General features: G+C 38.0%; 16 protein-coding genes. 5 read left to right on the top strand and 11 right to left on the bottom strand.

Translation table 11 applies throughout. The features are described 5' to 3' along the window. Window positions 1–265: 265 nt before the first annotated feature. From NST46_RS08815 to NST46_RS08775, 9 genes are all read right to left on the bottom strand, one after another. Window positions 266–1,369, bottom strand: coding sequence for an ABC transporter permease (locus NST46_RS08815; protein ID WP_118889268.1), 1,104 nt, complete (start codon window positions 1,367–1,369; stop codon window positions 266–268). After that, window positions 1,369–2,628: an ABC transporter permease gene (locus tag NST46_RS08810; RefSeq protein WP_341137064.1), complete on the bottom strand. Its 1,260-nt coding sequence runs from the start codon at window positions 2,626–2,628 to the stop codon at window positions 1,369–1,371. The genes NST46_RS08815 and NST46_RS08810 overlap by 1 nt, the downstream gene beginning before the upstream one ends. Window positions 2,629–2,644: 16 nt before the next feature. Further along, a complete protein-coding gene (locus NST46_RS08805) occupies window positions 2,645–3,577 on the bottom strand; it encodes an ABC transporter ATP-binding protein (protein WP_095311944.1) in 933 nt (310 codons plus the stop codon). 133 nt (window positions 3,578–3,710) lie between these two features. After that, a complete protein-coding gene (locus tag NST46_RS08800; protein ID WP_341137063.1) occupies window positions 3,711–4,343 on the bottom strand; it encodes a response regulator transcription factor in 633 nt (210 codons plus the stop codon). Next, window positions 4,321–5,481: a sensor histidine kinase gene (locus NST46_RS08795; RefSeq protein WP_341137062.1), complete on the bottom strand. Its 1,161-nt coding sequence runs from the start codon at window positions 5,479–5,481 to the stop codon at window positions 4,321–4,323. The genes NST46_RS08800 and NST46_RS08795 overlap by 23 nt, the downstream gene beginning before the upstream one ends. 143 nt (window positions 5,482–5,624) lie before the next feature. Next, the gene (locus tag NST46_RS08790) at window positions 5,625–6,866 is read right to left on the bottom strand and encodes a M20/M25/M40 family metallo-hydrolase (protein ID WP_340002755.1); all 1,242 of its coding nucleotides are present in this window, start codon (window positions 6,864–6,866) and stop codon (window positions 5,625–5,627) included. 22 nt (window positions 6,867–6,888) lie between these two features. Further along, a complete protein-coding gene (locus NST46_RS08785) occupies window positions 6,889–7,281 on the bottom strand; it encodes a hypothetical protein (RefSeq protein WP_340002753.1) in 393 nt (130 codons plus the stop codon). An 11-nt stretch (window positions 7,282–7,292) separates the two neighbouring features. Continuing rightward, window positions 7,293–7,487 carry a helix-turn-helix transcriptional regulator gene (locus tag NST46_RS08780; RefSeq protein WP_340002752.1) on the bottom strand — a complete coding sequence of 65 codons (195 nt, stop codon included), beginning with the start codon at window positions 7,485–7,487 and terminating at the stop codon, window positions 7,293–7,295. Window position 7,488: 1 nt separating this feature from the next. Next, window positions 7,489–7,794, bottom strand: coding sequence for a hypothetical protein (locus tag NST46_RS08775; protein WP_095311933.1), 306 nt, complete (start codon window positions 7,792–7,794; stop codon window positions 7,489–7,491). 217 nt (window positions 7,795–8,011) lie between these two features. Between NST46_RS08775 and NST46_RS08770 the strand changes: the two genes are divergently transcribed. Beyond that, complete coding sequence (locus NST46_RS08770) at window positions 8,012–9,316, top strand: acyl-CoA thioester hydrolase/BAAT C-terminal domain-containing protein (RefSeq protein WP_303448253.1); 1,305 nt, start codon at window positions 8,012–8,014, stop codon at window positions 9,314–9,316. 80 nt (window positions 9,317–9,396) lie between these two features. Here the strand turns inward: NST46_RS08770 and NST46_RS08765 are convergent, their stop codons facing one another. Then, on the bottom strand, window positions 9,397–9,936 hold the full coding sequence (locus NST46_RS08765; RefSeq protein ID WP_240033769.1) for a GNAT family N-acetyltransferase: 540 nt from the start codon (window positions 9,934–9,936) through the stop codon (window positions 9,397–9,399). Window positions 9,937–10,016: 80 nt separating this feature from the next. Here NST46_RS08765 and NST46_RS08760 point away from each other — a divergent pair, with 80 nt between their 5' ends. The 4 genes from NST46_RS08760 to NST46_RS08745 all read left to right on the top strand — a co-directional run bounded on the left by NST46_RS08760 (window position 10,017) and on the right by NST46_RS08745 (window position 14,529). Continuing rightward, window positions 10,017–10,940 (top strand): ketopantoate reductase family protein, encoded by a 924-nt coding sequence (locus NST46_RS08760; protein ID WP_340002751.1) that lies wholly within the window; start codon window positions 10,017–10,019, stop codon window positions 10,938–10,940. 93 nt (window positions 10,941–11,033) lie between these two features. Continuing rightward, a complete protein-coding gene (locus NST46_RS08755; protein WP_340002750.1) occupies window positions 11,034–11,501 on the top strand; it encodes a hypothetical protein in 468 nt (155 codons plus the stop codon). Window positions 11,502–12,169: 668 nt separating this feature from the next. Continuing rightward, window positions 12,170–13,063, top strand: coding sequence for a putative RNA methyltransferase (locus NST46_RS08750; protein WP_340002749.1), 894 nt, complete (start codon window positions 12,170–12,172; stop codon window positions 13,061–13,063). Further along, window positions 13,063–14,529 carry an Msr family ABC-F type ribosomal protection protein gene (locus tag NST46_RS08745; protein WP_095311923.1) on the top strand — a complete coding sequence of 489 codons (1,467 nt, stop codon included), beginning with the start codon at window positions 13,063–13,065 and terminating at the stop codon, window positions 14,527–14,529. Before NST46_RS08750 ends, NST46_RS08745 begins: the two co-directional genes overlap by 1 nt. Window positions 14,530–14,594: 65 nt before the next feature. Here the strand turns inward: NST46_RS08745 and NST46_RS08740 are convergent, their stop codons facing one another. After that, complete coding sequence (locus NST46_RS08740) at window positions 14,595–15,206, bottom strand: SAM-dependent methyltransferase (protein WP_341137061.1); 612 nt, start codon at window positions 15,204–15,206, stop codon at window positions 14,595–14,597. Window positions 15,207–15,277 lie beyond the last annotated feature (71 nt).

Here is a 15,277-nt window from a genome sequence, read left to right as displayed (position 1 = left end):
TAATAGATTAGCTGAGCGTAATTGTAATTTGATAATCTGCAAATATACTTGCTATAAGACTGCGTACTTAACGCGAATCCAGCATTTTTTGCTTAACTCCAAATCTGCAGTAACTATAATTATATCTTAATGATGAAGCATGTAAATATTAAAAATGTGTTAATTTTGTAGAATAAGTAAGGATTTACATAGGAGCGTAAAAAAGTAGCCATAGTAAAAGATCGACAATCATGAGCTTTCCCTATGGCTTCCTAGCACTAAGTTTTTAACCTTTTCTTCGTTCAACTAAATTAATCCCTACCCCCATACAAATGACTCCAATTAAAAGCATTAGAACTAATGGTAAAGCAATCTCATTCCAGCCTTCATGATAAAATGCAACATTTATCATCGCTTCCATCGCATGTGTTAACGGGAATAAATCAGCGATAAACAAAAGAACCGCATTACTTATTGTTCCTGGTGGCATATAAACCCCACTGATAACTGGAATAATCGGTACAACAGAAGGATAGATCATATAGAACTGCTCTGGTGTCTTCACAAACCCAGTTATTAACATCGCCATACTAACAATACTCAGTGCATAAATCGCAGCTATTACAAGGAGTATAAAGAAATTATTACCTAAATCATAATTCATCACATACTGAAAAATAACAAGCACAACAGCGATTTGAACAAAACCGATTACGAAACTATAGAGCAGGTGTCCCGTATACATTCCTGTCTTGCTCACAGGTGATAAAATCATTCGATTCCAAACTCCACTCACCTTATCTGACAAGACACCGTTCACTTTAAACCCAATTGTGAACATAGCCATAAAAAGCGTAAATCCAAATAGTAACTGAATTCCCATATCATAATTGGATACTTCTCCACCATTCAGTGATTCGGTTTGAATTTGGAATGGCGGATTTTCCAAATAACTCTCCACATCATTTCGAATCTGGTCTATACCCTGTGAACCTGCTGCTGCTTCAATTTGTGCTTCCTCTACAAACACCTTTTGAACGTATTGATCAATCAGTGGTAAGGTCGGGATATCATAGGCTGTAATGAATCGATAATCATGTTCCTTTAAGTTAATTGCTATGTCCCTTCTTCCTTCTGCTACATCTGTACGTGCAGTTTCTTCATCTGCTATCACAAAGTTAAATGACTCATTACGATTTAGTAACGGCTCCCATTTATCCATGATTTCACTAGAATTCGTTTCACTACTAAATATCGCTACGGTCGTTTGCGGCACCATATTACTACTCGTAAAAATAAGTGTTAATGCAATGCTTCCTACCAGAAAAAGAATAACCATCAATGGCTTGCGTTTATCCTTCCTCCATTGCGACTTAAATACTGGGAACATTATGCTCTCCCCCTTCTAGGAAATAGAACTATTCCAATGAGAAGACAGCCAACAAAAAATACAAATAACTTAACCATTGGAATAATTAAAGTCTGAAAATCGCCAAACTGTGTCCACTGCATAAAGACAGACAAGCTTAGCCCATTCGGTGTCCATTCACCTATTTTTTGCAGCCATTCTGGTAACCCTTGAGTTGGAAAAAAGTTCCCTCCAACTGCTGCAAACAGCATGATGACTAAATTAAATGCTCCATTGGCCGCATCTGTATTGTTTATAATTAATGTAATTGTTGTAAACACTGCGGATAGTCCAGCTACTGCTAAAGAGAAGCACGTAATAATGATGATTGCCCCAAACCAAAATGCCATTGCTTTTCCTTCAAACACATCAAGCAGCAAATGACTAACTGTAAACACAATCATTAACTGTAGCCACACGAAGCAATAGGTAGAAATTGTCTTTCCCATTAAAAAGGAAATCGGGTTACTGTTCGTTAAAATAATCCGATTAAATACACGTTCTCTTTTTTCCGTGGTAGTCTTCATTGCAACGGTTGAGGCTATAAATAGCGCAAACAAAAAACTCATTGCAACTGTAAAATACTGCGAAATACCAAACGACTCGACTCCTTCAATAACTTCCCTTCCTCCTTGGGGTAATATCGGATCCTGTAATTCCCCATCCGTTACACCTTGAAGGGCAAATTGAAAGTTAAGCGTATCGAGATAATTCGAGATGATGTTGTGAATTGTATCCGACTCGGTAGATTGCTCTTCGATTTGGATGGTTAGAGCGTTTTCTGCAGGCTGATCAAGCATAAGCTGGCTAAGAACATCATACGTAAAACCATCTGGAATCTTAACGAACGCATCTAAGTCCCCATTCGCTACTTTTTCCTTTGCATCTACCTCACTTAATTCCCTTGTCGTAATCCATCCACTTAATTCTGGATCACTAAAAAAGGAAGTCATTAAACCGCCGGGTGAAATCGATGATGCCTGTGCTATCATCGATTCCTTTTCTTCTTCCGATAAATCCATTCCTAAAACTGTTTCCGTAAACTGCTCAAATCCAAGAGACTCATCGTCCTCTAAAACGATTCCTAAGTCAATATCCAACCCTTCTGCATCCTCACCAAACAAATCAGAGAAGGCAAAATTCAAAACAACAATCAATAAAATTGGTGCTAGCAAAGAAATGAGCACTTCTTTACGATCTCTCCAAAAGACAAGTAAATCTTTTCTTAAAAATGAACGCATCCTCCGTTACCTCCTCCTAATCTCTTAATGTTCTACCGGTTAAATGCAAGAAGACATCTTCAAGGCTCGGTGTCTCCATTTGATAATTCGTTAATTGAATCCTTTCACTTTCCGCTGCACGCACCAGGTCACCAAGAATATTAGCACCTTTTTTGCAAATAATTCGGATTCCCTCACTTGTTTCATCAACAAGACGAATATATTCTAAAGACTTGATCTTCTTAATTAGCTCATCACTTGTTTCACTTAAATTGACGCGGATTGTGTCTTCACTCGATAAAATACTTAATAATTCTGCTTTACTTCCAGACGCCACGACTTTGCCATGGTCCATAATATAGACCCGTTTACATAGCTGCTCTACCTCTTCCATGTAATGACTCGTATAAAGTACCGTTGTACCATTTTCTTCATTCAATTTGCGAACCGTTTCAAGAATATGGTTTCTCGATTGTGGATCAATCCCAACAGTTGGCTCATCCAATACAAGGATTTTCGGATTGTGTAACAATGCAGCTGCAATATTCACTCTCCTTTTCATCCCGCCAGAGAATGTTTTCACAAGCTCTTTTTGCCGCTCCTTTAATCCAACCATATCCAGTACATCCTGAATCCGCTGTTCAAGTACATTCTTTTTAACCTTGTAAATTTCTCCGAAAAACTTCAAGTTCTCATAAGCCGAAAGTTCCTCATATAATGCAATTTCCTGCGGTACCACACCAAGCACCTTTCTAATTTCAGCTGGATTTTTTATTGTACTTTTACCATCTAGCTTCACATCACCTGATGTTGGTTTCAGCAAGGAGGATATCATAGAAATTGTAGTTGACTTTCCAGCTCCATTTGGACCAAGCAACCCGACTGATTCTCCTTCATCTAAATAAATGTTAATTTCATCTACGGCTTTCTTGCCCTTATATGTTTTACTTAACTTTATCGTTTCGATCATATGGACACACTCCCTCAATTGGTTGTATTTAAAGCATACAAAAATAAAGACAGCATCACTACTGTCTTTAGTCATTACCAAGTTAATCAGGAATTACTTTAGTCATTTTATTTTGCTAATGACACGTTGTTATTCATACAAGGTTATGTCGTATGGCATAAATAGCTAACTGCGTACGATCCCTTAACTCTAATTTATTCAAAATTTGGCTTGTATTATTTTTCACTGTTCCTACCGATAATCCCAATCGTTCCGCAATTTCACTATTATTAAGCCCCTCACCAATGCACGTTAAAATGGCACGTTCTCGGGGTGTTAAGGAGGGATCGACCGTTTTCTCCACTTGCTTGTTAAGTAATAGCGGCATAACTTTCGCTGCAACCTGGTCCTCTACAGCTAATCCACCTTGCAGGGCACTGCGAATTGATCGAATCAACGAATTTGTATCGGCATTTTTCAGAATATAACCACTAACCCCAATCTTTAGTGCGTCCATGACATACTGATTATTATCAAATGTCGTTAATATTAAAATCCTGGACTTTGGCCAGCGGCTCTGGATTATCCTTGCAGCTTCGATACCATCCATAACAGGCATACGAATGTCTAAAATAACCACATCAAATGACTGCTGCTCACAAAGCTGAATCGCTTCCTTTCCATTGCTTGCTTCCCCTGTTACTCTTATTTCCTCATCTGTCTCTATCATCATTTTTAATCCTTGCCTTACCATCACTTGGTCTTCAGCCAGTAGTATTCGAATCATACACTTCCCCCAGGTCAGCTATTTTTAATAAACCACGGACAATAAATTGTCCATCTGTTTTCTGCACATGTAGCTCGCCACCAGTTTTTTCAATCCGCTCCCGCATGGAAGCTAGACCAAACCCTTCCTGAAATCGATTATCATTTTTTACAGGGTTGTTAATTTCAAAACGGAAAATACTCCCGCCAGGGGCTTCAAACATAACTTCTGCCTCTCTTGCATTACTATGCTTCATGATATTCGTCAATGCTTCCTGTACCGAACGGTAGATGACAAATGACTGTTCTCCCGTAAGTCGTGCCGCAAATGCACCATGCTTAACTGAAAAATGAATGCGAATAAAGCTTTCTGTTTCCAATTTACGAATCAAACGTAAAACTCCGGCAAGCCCACCAACATCTTTACTTTTTAACATTTTTACTGCATTTCGTGTTTCTTCCAGACTTTGATTCGCAAGCTCCTTCAACGATTCAATTTGCGATTTATCATCTTCTGCTGCTTGTAATCGAAATACTTCAAGCTGCATAAGAAGGGCTGTAAGCTTGTGACCGACAGAATCATGGATTTCATGACCAATTAGAACACGCTCTTCCTGCCTTGCTAATTCTTCATCCGATGAAAGACGTCTCTTTACACTTCGATATTCACTGAGCAAAGCGTCATATCGAGCACGTAGGTCATCATTTTGATACTTTGTTTGCTTATACTTAAAGCTTGCAATTAATAAAAATATAAAGTATATCACGATAAAACCTGTTGTAAAGATAGAGAGTTCTGCAGATAAAAGCAAAGCAATAATCCCTGCCATACCGACCATTACAACAACGCTAACTTGTCGGAAATTCAAGTAGTAACAGGCTTCACCAATAAGCAGAGAAAGAATCAGGATAAGAAAAGGATTAAATCCGTCCCCCTGTGACGGGAATAAAGTAATTACCGCAATACATGTATTCAGACTGAGCAGAATCATTGTAAGTACCGGTTTGTTTGTTACCAATGGCATAACAAAAAAAATGACAAAATAGATTGCAACACCGAGTAAGCGCCATAGTAATTCAACCATACTTACAGAGAAGAATGCTAAAGCAAATATCCATGGACTAATATTAAACAATAGCCATATCCAATATACTTTCATATACGTGTTCCTTTCCTATTTCTGAGGTTATCGTATCAAATTGCGAATTAGAAAACAAATGAGGGAATACATATAAAATAGGGATATGAAATCCATAGTGATTCATATCCCTAAAAGCTATTTTCACTCTATAACAAAGACTCTTAATCGTTTTTCGCTATAACAGGAAGTAAAGGCTCACAAACATCCTTTACGCCTACCAAACCTAAAATCAATGTAAAGCTTTTTTGAATTGCGCGGTGACCATCTGTTGGATCATACCACTCTTCCAGTGTATGTGCTCCTCCAGCATTTCCACCAGTCCCAGTGGTAATAGCGGGGATCTCCAGGCTCATCGGATAATTCGCATCCGTACTACTTGGCTGTCCAAGTCGTGGGTCACCATCTACTGATTCGATTGCAGCCCAAGCCGCTTGCACAATAACAGCATCAGATGGTTGACTTGCAGGCGGCCGGTTACCGAACCGCTCCATTTCTACTGTAAGATCTTCACTTTTCCATCGCTTATTCTCTTCGTCACAAGCATTTCTTACAATCTCTAAAAACGCTTTATCTAATTTGTCGAGTTCCTGCTGATCATTTGAGCGCAAATCAACAAGCATACTAGCTTCCTGAGCAATTGCATTCACCGATGTCCCTCCACGAACCTCGCCAACTGTAAAGGTTGTTTTGGGGTTTGCTTTCGTTTCCAATTGAGCTATCGCTGCAATAGCTCTGCCCAATCCATGTGTTGCACTGGGAGAGCCAAAATCTGCAAAACTATGACCGCCAGAACCTTTGTATGTAATTTGATAACGGTAGCTTCCAGTACCCAAATACGTAATAACATTCATATTCGGTCCATCAATGGATATATATCCGTCTACCATGTTTTCTTGAAAAAATGCTTTTACACCGCGGAGATCGCCAGCGCCTTCCTCTCCAACCGTTCCACCTATGATAATATCTCCAATTGTAGAAATCGATGACGCATTAAGTGCACGAATGATTGCCAATACCTCTGCCAATCCCCTCGTATCGTCTCCAATTCCTGGTGCATATAATTTCCCACCTTTATCTGTTACCGTTGTATCTGTACCTTCTGGAAAGACAGTATCTAAATGGGCCGAAACAAACAACTTCGGTCCATTTCCAATTCCAGGCCGGACCCCAAATACATTCCCTTCTTTATCCATTTTGACATTTTTCAGACCAAGCCTTTGTAGGCGTTTCTTGAAATCTTGAGCCCGAATCTCTTCTTGAAATGGCGGTGCTGGGATTTCTGTAAGCTGAATTTGCTCAGAAACCGTATTTTCATGATCCGACTCTATGAATTTATATATTCGGTTTACTCTTTCATCTGCCACTAATTTCTCATAAGTTTCTCGTACTTTTGGTGATAACATATTATTTCCTCCTTTAAATACATCACTTGAATTTTTTCGCATAGATAAATTCAGTTATTGGCAATATAACAAATGTGAGACCGACTAAAATGAGAAGTGGATAATTCGTAATCTGATTGAAATTGCCAGTCCCCTCTGAAATGAATAAAATGAGACTTGCAAGAACCATTAATACAAAATATCCTATTCTTGCACTTTGTGCCATTATATGAAAATCCATTTCATCTTTTTCTCCGGCTCCTTCATGATTTCCCCACGTTAGAATGTTAAAAATGAATGATAATGCAATGAACGTAAAAAATATCTGGCCTGCATCAAGGGCTTCAAAACGCACCCAGTTATATACAATAAATCCTGCGAATATACAAAAAACGGAGATACTAACAATAAGCATAAACTTCTTTGTTCTATCCATATCCCTTCACCTCATTTAATAGGTATAAATAATTCATCTACGGTAACCTCTAACTGTTTTGCAATATCAAATGCTAATTGTAAACTGGGATCATATTTATTGTTTTCAATCGCATTAATCGTTTGTCTAGAAACCTTACATAGTTTAGCTATTTCCTCTTGAGATAGCTTTTTTGCTTTTCTTAGTTGCCGAATGTTATTTTCCATATTAATTCCCATATTTCCTTTTGTTATATAGTAGTGTTACAAGGTATACGATAGAAATGATTACAAGAAATATAAAAGGACTCATTCCTTCTACGGTCTGCCCTTTTACACTAACCATGTATATAGACATACCAATTTCTATTAGTAAAACTCCTACTATAATCGCGAATGTATACGACATAGCTTTTGCTTTGATAAAATTTTTCCGTTCGTCCCCTTGCTTCGCTAACGAATAGAGTAGCATACCAATAAGCAAAACCATCAATAACAAAAAGCCAAAGAAGATAATTAAAATAAACCAATCCATTATAATCCCCACCTTGATTCATTGAATGTAAAAAGTATTTGACATTTATAATTATAAAACTTTTCAAACATATGTCAAATACTTTTTACATATGTTTATAAAGCAATGAACTTTAATAATCTCTTCTTGAATATGCTTGAGATAAGAAAGCGTTTAGGATAGAATAATTACTGAATTGAATGATAATTTAAAATTTAGATGTGAAAGGAAAATATAAATGACTAAATTAGCCACCAAAGCACCTCAATTTATTATCACTCCACAGATTGCTCTTGTAGATGAACCCTTACAAATCCGATTATCAGGCTGTAACCCAAAACAAACTGTCAAGATACAGGCAAGAAGTACAGACGGGAATCGTAATCCATTTGAATCCTATGGATTTTTTCAAACAGATGAACAAGGTGTTATTGACCTAAGTAAACAAAAGCCTATAAGCGGTACATACGAGGCAATCGATTCCATGGGACTATTGTGGTCCATGAAATTGGATGATCCAAAAAAACATGCATTATTCACAAAGTCTAAATCTACCCCTTTCACGGTGACAATCACCGCTGAATTAAATGGGGATATCATTGCAAGTGTGGATGTTATTCGGGCGTTTGCAGCACCTCACGTATCGAAAACCCAGGTTGACGAGCAAGGAATGATTGGATCACTTTATCAACCAACTGGTCCTGATTCTCATCCGGGAGTACTTATACTAGGTGGGTCGGATGGCGGTATGCGGGAAAGCGCTGCGGCCCTACTTGCTTCCCATGGTTATGCTGCTTTTTCATTAGCGTATTTTGGTATAGAGGATGTTCCGGAAGACTTGGTTAACATTCCGCTTGAATACTTCGAAACAGCTATACACTGGTTACAACAGCAGCCTCATGTCCATGCAAATCAAATTGCTGTGGTCGGCTTCTCACGAGGTGGAGAGCTTGCACTACAATTGGGGACAATGTTTCCTGAAATTAAAGCAGTTGTTGCTGGTTCACCAAGCGGAGTTCGCTATGCTGGTTTACGAAACTTTATGGGAGTACCTGACCCTGCTTGGACCTATGAAAATAAGCCATTAATCTATTTACAGCCGAAGAATAGTGTTTCTTCTTTTTTTAGCTATTTTTCCAAGTTGTTGACTCGTAAACCAATATCCAACCTCTCTGTATTTCATAACACCTTAAAAAATAAAGGACAGATTGATGCAGCACGCATTCCAGTTGAAAGAATCCAAGCACCTATCATGCTAATATCGGGGGGAGATGATCAATTATGGCCTTCCTCTCTATTTTCCAACATGATTATGGAACGCCTCACAGAGAAAAATCACCCGTACCCAAATGTCCATCTGCACTATAAAGACGCAGGCCATTTTCTATGCTTTCCGTTTACTTTTCCTTCTATGCCACCAGAGGTTTTGCTTTCAAATGGACCGTTTACCCTAACATTTGGCGGGAGTGCAAATGCTAATGCTCAAGCTGCTAAAGACTCTTGGCCTAAAATACTAGCATTTTTAGATGAGTCCTTAAGCTAAAATAGTTTTAAATATTTTCTTAGGTAGCTTGAAGACAAAGCTACCTTAAAGTTATTACTAATTCTCGACCGTATAATAAGCTAAATGGACCGGTTAAATTCTATTAACCAGCAATCTCGTAGCTCACCTTCATGAAATTCATGCTTAGGTAAGATTCTAACTTTTTTAAATCCGCATTTTTCATAACATCTTATAGCTCGTGAATTTGTTCGTTGAGGGTCCATTATAACTCTATCAGCTCGCTTTTTCTCAAGTAAATAGTCTACCATTGAACGAACAAGTAATGTTCCAATTCCTTTATTCCAATATTCGGGTTCACCAATGAACTGATCCATTCCATAAGTAATTTCTTCCTGACTATAATCATGTATTGTACTTGTTTTATTATTTACTTGATAAAATTGTATGTAGCCGATAGCTTTTGCTTTATATACAACAATGCATTTAACAACACCGTCATCCAGATTATAAAAATCATTATTGACTTTCTTTAGATCAAAAGGATTGTCCCTTCCTTCATAAAATTCAAGAACAGTAACGTTTGAAAGCCATCTAACCAACAAATGATTATCATTTGTTTGTAATGGACGAACCATTATATTCCCTTTTTCAAAAATCACGGTTTCACCCTCTTTTTTTGAATTATGAATATTTATGCTATACTAATTATAATTGAAAACATTGAAAAGCGGGGAATAAGATGAAAAAAATCCAGTCTGTTGCTTTAATAGGTTTAGGTGCAATCGGCGCTGCTTACGGTAGCAAATTACATACATTATTAGGCAGCGATTTTACAGTTGTCGCAAGCAAGGATAGAATTAACCGCTACACAGCTAACGGACTAGATGTAAATAACACGATGTTTCATTTTAATTATAAAACGCCCGAGACAAATGCTGATCCTGTAGACCTCGTTATTTTTGCTGTGAAAAATGATCAGCTCGAACAGGCTCTTACTGATATGAAATACTATATTGGCCCAGATACAATTATTCTATCACTCTTAAACGGAATATCTAGTGAAGAGGAAATCTATAATCGTAAACAAAATAACCATATCTTATACAGCATGTGTGTTGGTATCGATGCAGTAAGAAGAGATAATCGTATTCGCTTTTCTAGTATCGGAAAAATCTGCTTCGGAGATAAGGATCGAGGCCTCTCGAAGGATGTTCTTGCCGCAAAAGATTTGTTTGAACGCGCCGGTATTCCTTATGAGATACCAGAAGACATCTGGCATACAATTTGGGCAAAATTCATGTTTAACGTTGGTATTAACCAAGTTTCTGCCGTATTACGTGCACCTTATAAATATTTTCAGGAGGTACCTTCACTCCACGAGTGGATGGAACAGGCGATGTACGAGGTTGTTGCCATCTCACAAAAGGTTGGTGTGAATCTGACAGAAGCAGATGTCCATAGCTATCGACCAATTTTAATGAAGCTATCACCAGATGGGCAAACCTCTATGCTTCAGGATATTGTAGAAGAACGTAAAACCGAAGTGGAGTATTTCGCTGGAAAAGTGTGTGAGCTTGGTAGAAAGTATGGCATTCCAACGCCAATTAACGACCAGCTTTATCAGTTGATCCCAATCATTGAGGATATGGCAAGCATAAAATAACTACTGATAATTGTAGTAATAGCAACTAATCAAACGTTTGATTAGTTGCTACTGCCTTTTTACCCATTCGATTTGGAAAAGGAGCATCCAAGCATGACACAGTATATTTATATTGCTTCACCCATGAGATTACCTGTTGGTACGTTCGGTTTAAACCCAATCTCACCAGAACAACCAAACGTATTCGCAAGTGAGTTGGATTTTACACATTTACATTTTGAAAATAATTATGACAGTGAAAGCAAGGAACGTTTTTCCTACAGCCCTCACTTTTCTTTCAAACACCAAGTAACAACTACGAATAACTCGCTACCATTAAAGCACGAGTGGATCTCGACCAAACAATGGAATAGAAAAGAGTTTGAAAGGAAATGCTTAGCATTGCTCTACTCGTATTTGGAGAAAGCTGTTGGAACTGCATATGTCGTTGAATATTTCACCTGTATAAATGGAGAAGAGCATCTGCCGATTTCTGTAAAGCGTAAGAAACACTGGAAAGATATCAAGAAGCCCGATGACCTTATTATAGAGGATCGGGAATTCTGGGAAATCACCTTATAGAGGATGTTCAAAAAGTCGGTGAAAATGACACATCGAGAACAGAGGACCATTGACTAACTCTTCCAACACGTCCTGTTGCACACGTTGAAGTCACCACATCCTATGAAGCTCGTTGACTTGCTTTTTGAACTCGCACTTCTAAGGAAAAGTCGCTCCCCCTCTTTTTGACATTTACTCCTAGAAGTTCTATAATTAATATGATACGATAACAACTAATTTAAGGAGGATGGTTAAAAAATGCATTCAATCAGATTACGTTCCCTAACTTTGAACTAAGTAATTTAATACGTTCAAAGACTCTGTTTGTATAGACAGGGTAAAGGGATTAGTCTGTCCTTTTTTAATCATCTTCATTTTGTATAATATATAGATAGGATGTAGAAAGGTGGGTTTATTCTGCCTTTCTTTATTTTTGTACTCTTTCAATGGAAAATTTGGTATCAGATACGCATCTGTAAATTTGTCATTCACATTTGTTAATGCCTATTTGGCACCTATGTGGCAAGCAAGTTTCCTTCTGGTAATTTCTTTCCATAATAGAAAGAGTCATTTCGTGGACAGCTATCTTAGCTTAACTCCTAACTGAATAAGGACGGGGCTTCTTCCCTTTACTCTAAATCACAGGCAGACTGCCTGTGATTTTTTTATTGGGAAGGATGAGGTAAAACATGACTAAAAAAATGAAAACCGCAAAACGCTTCCATCAATATAACACTGCATTCCAGTGTCCAATTTGTCAAAGCGCTATGGAAGTTATCGACCCGAAGAGCTTCGTATGTTCCCAAAACCACACATTTGATTTTGCCAAACAAGGTTATATCAATATGCTGACACATCAAGTTACTAGTCCGTATAGCAAGGAATTGTTTGAAGCAAGACAAAGAATTATTACAAATAGCAGCTTATACACTATGCTGCATGACACTATCGCACATGTAATTAATCAACAACCACGCACATCAGCTGCTTCTCTGATGGTAGCAGATCTAGGTTGTGGAGAAGGATCTCATTTACAAGCAATTTTAGATAAGTGTATGCAGCCTAAAATTACTGGTGTTGGTATTGATATATCAAAAGAAGGAATTATTATGGCAGCAAAAAATCATGATACACCTACATGGCTTGTCGCGGATTTGGCCAAATCGCCACTTGCCGACAAAGCATGTTCCTTTATTTTAAATATCCTGTCGCCAGCTAATTATCGGGAATTCAAACGGATTTTAACGCCTGGCGGACTCGTTATCAAAGTAGTTCCCGGACCTAACTATCTCCGTGAATTACGAGAGATGCTTTCCCAAAAAACAAAGCATCACAATACAGAAACAGTAGATTTATTTAAAAGGCATTTTGACTTATTAGAAGTCATCCGTGTACAGGATACAGGAGAGCTTCATCAAACAGCGCTTGAAGATTTGGTCCGTATGACGCCACTAACTTGGACTTCCAATCAAGCACAAATCAAGCAATTTTATAGGCAGGATGCAGCTGCAATCACAATTGACTTAGAAATATTAATCGGCACAAATGCATCAACCAGAAATTATATAGGGGGTAAAGCATAATGGAAAAAGTATGTTTGGAACTAGAAAATATAGAACTCACCTTTTTTGATAAAGTCATCTTGGATATACCAAGACTAGCAGTACACCAATTTGATCGAATTGGCATCGTTGGTAAAAACGGAGCTGGAAAAAGTACATTATTAAAGCTCCTTCACGGACAAATTCAACCGGACAGAGGAGATGTGCATCGCTTTTCCGATTTTGGCTATTTCGACCAGTTGGCGGAACCAGTTGAAAAGGAGACGGACTATGAACTATTAGGGAAACTAGCCGTCCCTTCAACTGATATTCGTTATCTAAGCGGTGGAGAACAGACTCGTATGAAACTTGCCCAGCTGTTCTCCACGTATCATGAAGGACTATTAATTGACGAGCCGACTACGCATCTTGACACAACTGGAACAACTTTCTTTATCGATGAGTTAACGTATTATTACGGAGCACTTGTACTTGTAAGCCATGACCGCTTTGTATTAGATAAGCTTGTAACAAAAATCTGGGAAATTGAAGACGGAAAAGTAACCGAGTATACAGGAAATTTTTCAGATTATGTAGCGCAAAAGGAGCTCCAGCATAAACAGCAGCAAGAACAGCACGAAAAATATGTGAAAGAGAAAAATCGTCTCTTAAAAGCTGCTGAAGAAAAGATGAAGAAGGCAGAAAAAATAACAGATGCTAATAAGCGGATGGCAAAAAAGGATACAAAGGCAATGGCAAATCGAATGTTCGAAACAAAATCAAAAGGAACCAGTCAAAAAGCGGTTCAACGGGCAGCGAAAGGTATCGAACAACGTGTGGAACAGCTTGAAGCGGTGGACGCTCCAGAAAAGGAACGCTCCCTACATTTCCATCAAACAGCCGCACTCAAGCTTCATAACAAGTTTCCGATTATGGCAGATCGATTAACATTGGAAGTTGGAAATAACAGGATTCTTAAAGAGGCGAGCTTTCAATTCCCATTAGGCAGTACAATCGCAATTACTGGAAAGAACGGCTCAGGAAAAACAACTTTACTCCAACATATTATACAGCATGGCGAAGGAATAAGCCTTTCTCCTAAAGCTGTGATTGGGGCTTATCACCAAATGAGCTACCAATTCGAAAAGGCTGAAACAGTCCTCGCCTATATGAAGGATAAAAGTGACTACAATGAAAGCAAGATTCGTGCAGTGCTTCATGCCATGAATTTTACAGGCAATGATCTGAAAAAGAAAACTTCTGCGTTAAGTGGTGGTGAAGCCATTCGACTGGTATTATGCCAGCTTTTCTTAGGAAGATACAATATACTCATTTTAGATGAGCCAACTAATTTTCTTGATATTTTTTGTATCGAAGCACTAGAGCGATTTTTAAAGGCATATGAAGGAACGGTTATCCTCGTCTCACATGACCGTACGTTTACAGAGCGCGTTGCTGATACAGTCTATGTCCTAGAGGATCAGCAGCTGAAATTAACCGAGCTTTAACGTTAACTATTCGAAAACGCTGCTCACCAAAAAGAGCTAAGAAGATTCTTAGCTCTTTTTCCAACTTAATTGCCAGCTCGATAAATGAGAAAACGTTCATATGGATTCGCTTCATATAGTCCAGGCAACTGGATTTCTTGTTTCAATTCAAATATTGTCTTATCCTCTAGAAAATACACATAATCTTCATGCGCATAGTATAGAATTAACTCTACCTCTCGATTCGATTCTTCAATTGAACGTAAAATCCGATTAATCACCTTCTGAAATATTTGAACGGAAAATGGATTAAAAAAGTAAAATCGATTATCCATGGGATCGATAATATATTCTTCTGCCAAGCAGCAAATAAACTCAATTGTATCCTTCCTATTATTCGTATGCTGCAAATACTTTCTTAGATTGACAATCGATTCCTGATAGAAATTTTCATCCATTTCAATCCCCTTCACAGATGCACGATAAAAATGATGGATATAGAAGTTCAACCTCCCTTTCCCACACCCATAATCCACAAAATAATCTTGTTCACTCACCTCATATTGCTGAAACAGTATTTCAAGTGCATGGTACGGTGTTGGTTCATACGGATTATACTGAATCGAGTCCGGGAAAGACAATTTCTTCTCTGGACCCGTCCGTACATGAAATAATTTATCAAATTTATAATCTATCATAAGCCCTTCTCTTTTCTAAAAATTAGGTTATTATCCGAATTTAATTAGCAGCAGTAATCTTGCTTTGCAAT

Origin of the sequence: Oceanobacillus sp. FSL W7-1309 (assembly GCF_038002145.1) — a bacterium.
Taxonomy (GTDB): domain Bacteria; phylum Bacillota; class Bacilli; order Bacillales; family Amphibacillaceae; genus Oceanobacillus; species Oceanobacillus profundus.
The sequence above is the reverse complement of the archived record's forward strand: the minus strand, read 5'-3'. Positions and strand labels throughout refer to the sequence as shown.

Bases quoted from the DNA above. Each gene is read 5' to 3' on its own strand.
- NST46_RS08815 (WP_118889268.1), bottom strand. From the start codon at position 1,369: ATGTTCCCAGTATTTAAGTCGCAATGGAGGAAGGATAAACGCAAGCCA.
- NST46_RS08810 (WP_341137064.1), bottom strand. From the start codon at position 2,628: ATGCGTTCATTTTTAAGAAAAGATTTACTTGTCTTTTGGAGAGATCGT.
- NST46_RS08805 (WP_095311944.1), bottom strand. From the start codon at position 3,577: ATGATCGAAACGATAAAGTTAAGTAAAACATATAAGGGCAAGAAAGCC.
- NST46_RS08800 (WP_341137063.1), bottom strand. From the start codon at position 4,343: ATGATTCGAATACTACTGGCTGAAGACCAAGTGATGGTAAGGCAAGGA.
- NST46_RS08795 (WP_341137062.1), bottom strand. From the start codon at position 5,481: ATGAAAGTATATTGGATATGGCTATTGTTTAATATTAGTCCATGGATA.
- NST46_RS08790 (WP_340002755.1), bottom strand. From the start codon at position 6,866: ATGTTATCACCAAAAGTACGAGAAACTTATGAGAAATTAGTGGCAGAT.
- NST46_RS08785 (WP_340002753.1), bottom strand. From the start codon at position 7,281: ATGGATAGAACAAAGAAGTTTATGCTTATTGTTAGTATCTCCGTTTTT.
- NST46_RS08780 (WP_340002752.1), bottom strand. From the start codon at position 7,487: ATGGAAAATAACATTCGGCAACTAAGAAAAGCAAAAAAGCTATCTCAA.
- NST46_RS08775 (WP_095311933.1), bottom strand. From the start codon at position 7,794: ATGGATTGGTTTATTTTAATTATCTTCTTTGGCTTTTTGTTATTGATG.
- NST46_RS08770 (WP_303448253.1), top strand. From the start codon at position 8,012: ATGACTAAATTAGCCACCAAAGCACCTCAATTTATTATCACTCCACAG.
- NST46_RS08760 (WP_340002751.1), top strand. From the start codon at position 10,017: ATGAAAAAAATCCAGTCTGTTGCTTTAATAGGTTTAGGTGCAATCGGC.
- NST46_RS08755 (WP_340002750.1), top strand. From the start codon at position 11,034: ATGACACAGTATATTTATATTGCTTCACCCATGAGATTACCTGTTGGT.
- NST46_RS08750 (WP_340002749.1), top strand. From the start codon at position 12,170: ATGACTAAAAAAATGAAAACCGCAAAACGCTTCCATCAATATAACACT.
- NST46_RS08745 (WP_095311923.1), top strand. From the start codon at position 13,063: ATGGAAAAAGTATGTTTGGAACTAGAAAATATAGAACTCACCTTTTTT.
- NST46_RS08740 (WP_341137061.1), bottom strand. From the start codon at position 15,206: ATGATAGATTATAAATTTGATAAATTATTTCATGTACGGACGGGTCCA.